Genomic DNA, 4,630 nt, shown 5'->3' on the forward strand with positions numbered 1-4,630 from the left:
CCGGCCGCGCTCGACGAGGATGGCCGCCGCCACCGCCCCGACCGCCTTGGTCATCGAGTAGAGCTGGTAGACGGTGTCGGGCCCGGCCGGGACGCCGGGCGCGGCCTCGCCGGCGGCGCCCTGCCAGAGCGGGCCCTCCGGCCCGCCGACGAGGCCGACGGCGAAGGGCAGGTCGCCGCGCGCCACCGCGGCATCGAGGACGGACTGCGGGTCGGGCAAGGCGGGATCCCCCTGTTTCGGACGCGAGCTTCGGGGAATTCGCCGCGCGCGGCAAGGTGCTGGACGGGAAAAGCGCCGGGCTGTATCACAACATCTATGGCTGACGAGACCGACGACCGCGAGATGGGTGCGGTGACCTTCGAGCCGCTCGCCCAGGCGCTGGGCGAGCGCTATCTGACCTATGCGCTGTCCACGATCATGCACCGGGCGCTGCCCGATGCGCGCGACGGGCTGAAGCCGGTGCACCGGCGCATCCTCTATGCGATGCGGGGGCTCAGGCTCGATCCGAACGGCGCCTTCCGCAAGTGCGCGAAGATCGTCGGCGAGGTGATGGGCAACTATCATCCGCACGGCGACGCCTCGATCTACGAGGCGCTGGCGCGGCTGGCGCAGGACTTCAACGTCCGCTATCCGCTGGTCGACGGGCAGGGGAACTTCGGCAACGTCGACGGGGACAATCCGGCGGCGCAGCGCTACACCGAGGCGCGGCTGACCGCGGCGGCGGCGGCGCTGCTCGAGGGGCTGGCCGAGGACGCGGTCGACTTCCGCGACAATTACGACGGGTCGGAGCAGGAGCCGGTGGTGCTGCCGGCGGCCTTCCCGAACCTGCTCGCCAACGGGTCGTCGGGGATCGCGGTCGGGATGGCGACCAACATCCCGCCGCACAATATCGACGAGCTGATCGGGGCCTGCCTGCATCTGATCCGGACGCCGAACGCGCGCGACGACACGCTGCTCGACTTCGTGCAGGGGCCGGACTTCCCGACCGGCGGGGTCATCATCGAGCCGAGGGCGGCGATCAAGGAGGCCTATCGCACCGGGCGGGGCAGCTTCCGGGTCAGGGCGCGCTGGGCGGTGGAGGACCTGGGGCGGGGGACCTGGCAGGTCGTCGTCACCGAGATCCCCTACCAGGTGCAGAAGGGCAAGCTGATCGAGCGGCTGGCCGAGCTCATCAACGCGAAGAAGGTGCCGATCCTCGCCGACGTGCGCGACGAGAGCGCCGAGGACATCCGCATCGTGCTCGAGCCGCGGGCGCGGACGGTGGATCCGGTGATGCTGATGGAGATGCTGTTCCGGGCGAGCGATCTCGAGACGCGCTTCGCGATGAACATGAACGTGCTGATCGACGGGCGGACGCCGCAGGTCTCGACGCTGAAGGAGGTGCTGCGGGCGTTTCTCGACCACCGGCGGGAGGTGCTGCTCCGGCGCTCGCGCTTCCGGCTGGCGCGGATCGAGGCGCGGCTCGAGGTGCTCGAGGGGCTGCTCGTCGCCTATCTCAACCTCGACCGGGTGATCGAGATCATCCGCCGGGAGGACGAGCCGAAGGCGGTGCTGATGGCGGAGTTCCGCCTGAGCGACGTGCAGGCCGAGGCGATCCTCAACATGCGGCTCAGGAACCTCCGCAAGCTCGAGGAAATGGAGATCCGCGCCGAGCGGGACGCGCTGGTGGTGGAACGGGAGGGGCTGGCGGCGCTGCTGGCGGACGAGGGGGCGCAGTGGGCGCGGATCGCCGAGGAGCTGCGCGAGGTGCGCAAGGCCTTCGGCAAGGGCGCGCCGGGCGGGGCGCGGCGGACAGGGTTCGACGATGCGCCGGAGGTCGAGGAGATCTCGCCAGAGGCGATGATCGAGCGCGAGCCGATCACCGTCGTCTGCTCGGAGATGGGCTGGATCCGGGCGATGAAGGGGCATCTCGCGCCCGACGCCGAGCTGAAGTTCAAGGACGGCGACGGGCCCGGGTTCTTCCTGCATGCCGAGACGACCGACCGGCTGCTGCTCTTCGCCTCGAACGGGCGGATGTACACGCTCGCCTGCGCCGGGCTGCCGGGCGGGCGCGGCATGGGCGAGCCGGTCAGGCTGATGGTCGACCTGCCGAACGAGGCGCAGCTGGTCGCGCTCTTCGTGCACGTGCCGGGGGGGCGGCTCCTCATCGCCTCGGCGGCCGGCGACGGCTTCCTGCTGCCCGAGGAGGAGGCGGTGGCGCAGACGCGCGGCGGGCGGCAGGTGCTGAACCTCAAGGAGGGGGTGCGGGCGCGGGTCTGCCGGCCGGCGGTCGGCGACCACGTGGCGGTGGTGGGCGAGAACCGCAAGCTCCTGGTCTTCCCGACCGGCGAGCTGCCGGAGATGGGCCGCGGCAAGGGGGTGCGGCTGCAGAAGTACAAGGACGGCGGGCTGGCCGACGCGATCACCTTCGACCTGGCCGACGGGCTGGCCTGGAAGGACCCCGCCGGGCGCACCCGCACCGTCGCCGGGGTCGAGCTGGCGGAATGGGTCGGCGCGCGCGCCGGCGCCGGTCGCATGGCCCCGCGCGGCTTCCCGCGCGAGAATCGCTTCGGCTGAGGCACGGGGTGGGCACGCGTGCCCACCTGGGTGAATCGTTGTTTTCGCTGGATAATCCCCGGTCCCGTCAACCGGATGGTAACCATCGTTAACGCGGTCCGCCGCGGGAAGCGGTTGCAGGGCGGCGCGGCGGGCCGCAGGTTGCTGTTGCGCCGCGGCTGTCCGCCGCCTAGACCCGCGCTGGCAATCTGACGGAGGCGTTTGATGAAGATCCTCGTGCCCGTGAAGCGGGTGATCGACTACAACGTGAAGGTCCGGGTCCGGGGCGACGGCTCCGGGGTCGAGCTCGCGAACGTGAAGATGAGCATGAACCCCTTCGACGAGATCGCCGTGGAGGAGGCGATCCGGCTGAAGGAGAAGGGGGCCGCCGAGGAGGTGGTCGTCGTCTCGATCGGGGTCAGGCAGGCGCAGGAGACCTTGCGGACCGCGCTCGCCATGGGGGCCGACCGGGCGATCCTGGTGGTGGCGGCCGACGATGTCGGGACCGACATCGAGCCGCTGGCGGTGGCGAAGATCCTGAAGGCGGTGGTGGAGGCGGAGCAGCCCGGCCTCGTCATCGCCGGAAAGCAGGCGATCGACAACGACATGAACGCGACCGGCCAGATGCTGGCGGCGCTGCTCGGGTGGGGGCAGGCGACCTTCGCCTCGGGGCTGGAGCCGGGCGAGGGCGAGGCGCGGGTGACGCGCGAGGTGGACGGCGGGCTGCAGACGGTGAGCGTGAAGCTGCCGGCGGTGGTGACGGTCGACCTGCGGCTGAACGAGCCGCGCTATGCCAGCCTGCCGAACATCATGAAGGCGAAGAAGAAGCCGCTCGAGGAGAAGACCGCCGCCGACTACGGGGTCGACGTGACGCCGCGGCTGAAGGTGGTGCGGACGGTGGAGCCGGCGACGCGCAAGGCGGGGGTGAAGGTCGGCTCGGTGGACGAGCTGATCGCGAAGCTGAAGACCGAGGCGGGGGTGATCTGATGGCGGTCCTGATTCTGGCGAAGCACGACAACCGGAACCTGAACGACGCGACCGCCAAGACGGTGACCGCGGCGAAGGCGATGGGCGGCGAGATCACCCTGCTCGTCGCCGGCGAGAACTGCGCCGCGGTGGCGGAAGCCGCGGCGAAGCTCGACGGGGTGGCGAAGGTGATCCACGTCGAGGGCGCGGCCTACGGCCACCGGCTGGCCGAGCCCCTGACCGACCTCATCCTGTCGCTGGCCGGGCCCTACGAGCACATCGTCTTCCCGGCGACGACGAGCGGCAAGAACGTGGCGCCGCGGGTGGCGGCGCTGCTCGACGCGATGGTGATCTCCGACATCACCGGGGTCGTCTCCGCCGACACCTTCGAGCGGCCGATCTATGCCGGCAACGCGATCCAGACCGTGCAGTCGGGCGACGCGAAGAAGGTCGTCACCGTGCGCGGGGCGAGCTTCGCGGCGACGGGCGAGCAGGCGGCGGCGCCGGTGGAGACCGGCAGCGCGGCGGCCGATCCCGGGCTCTCCTCCTGGGTCGAGGACAAGGTGGCGGCCTCGGACCGGCCGGACCTGACCTCGGCGCGGATCGTGGTCTCGGGCGGGCGCGGGGTCGGCTCGGAGGAGAGCTTCCGGCTGATCGAGGGGCTGGCCGACAAGCTCGGGGCCGCGGTCGGCGCCAGCCGGGCGGCGGTCGATTCGGGCTTCGCGCCGAACGACTGGCAGGTCGGGCAGACCGGCAAGGTGGTGGCGCCGGAGCTCTACATCGCCGTCGGCATCTCCGGGGCGATCCAGCATCTCGCGGGGATGAAGGACAGCAAGGTCATCGTCGCGATCAACAAGGACGAGGAGGCGCCGATCTTCCAGGTCGCCGACTACGGCCTCGTCGGCGACCTCTTCCAGATCGTGCCCGAGCTCGAGAAGAAGCTCGGCTAGAGCCCCGACCCTCGGCGGTTACCTGGGCTTTGCTCGATCGAAGCGGGCCTTTTGCCCGCGAGGACGCGGCCCGACAGGGAAACGCATGCGTTTCCCGGGCCGTTCGCCGGGAGCGCGTGAGCGCGGAGGCGAAGGGGGGTGCCGCCTGGACCGTCGGTCCGTATCCGGGCGCGGCCGCC

4 protein-coding genes are annotated in these 4,630 nt (G+C 71.2%); 3 read left to right on the forward strand and 1 reads right to left on the reverse strand.

The genetic code is table 11. From position 1 onward, the window contains the following. Positions 1–219, reverse strand: a 219-nt coding sequence (locus Q0112_RS19115) for a serine hydrolase (RefSeq protein WP_297977683.1), incomplete at its 3' end; no start/stop codon positions are given. 96 nt (positions 220–315) lie between these two features. Between Q0112_RS19115 and parC the strand changes: the two genes are divergently transcribed. From parC to Q0112_RS19130, 3 genes are all read left to right on the forward strand, one after another. After that, positions 316–2,556, forward strand: a complete 2,241-nt coding sequence (parC, locus tag Q0112_RS19120; RefSeq protein ID WP_297977685.1) for a DNA topoisomerase IV subunit A — start codon at positions 316–318, stop codon at positions 2,554–2,556. Between the two features lie 204 nt (positions 2,557–2,760). Then, the gene (locus tag Q0112_RS19125; protein WP_297977686.1) at positions 2,761–3,522 is read left to right on the forward strand and encodes an electron transfer flavoprotein subunit beta/FixA family protein; all 762 of its coding nucleotides are present in this window, start codon (positions 2,761–2,763) and stop codon (positions 3,520–3,522) included. Further along, positions 3,522–4,451, forward strand: a complete 930-nt coding sequence (locus Q0112_RS19130; protein ID WP_297977687.1) for an electron transfer flavoprotein subunit alpha/FixB family protein — start codon at positions 3,522–3,524, stop codon at positions 4,449–4,451. The genes Q0112_RS19125 and Q0112_RS19130 overlap by 1 nt, the downstream gene beginning before the upstream one ends. The last annotated feature ends 179 nt before the right edge of the window (positions 4,452–4,630 follow it).

This window comes from uncultured Amaricoccus sp. (assembly GCF_937858865.1).
Classification (GTDB): domain Bacteria; phylum Pseudomonadota; class Alphaproteobacteria; order Rhodobacterales; family Rhodobacteraceae; genus Amaricoccus.

Bases quoted from the DNA above. Each gene is read 5' to 3' on its own strand.
- parC (WP_297977685.1), top strand. From the start codon at position 316: ATGGCTGACGAGACCGACGACCGCGAGATGGGTGCGGTGACCTTCGAG.
- Q0112_RS19125 (WP_297977686.1), top strand. From the start codon at position 2,761: ATGAAGATCCTCGTGCCCGTGAAGCGGGTGATCGACTACAACGTGAAG.
- Q0112_RS19130 (WP_297977687.1), top strand. From the start codon at position 3,522: ATGGCGGTCCTGATTCTGGCGAAGCACGACAACCGGAACCTGAACGAC.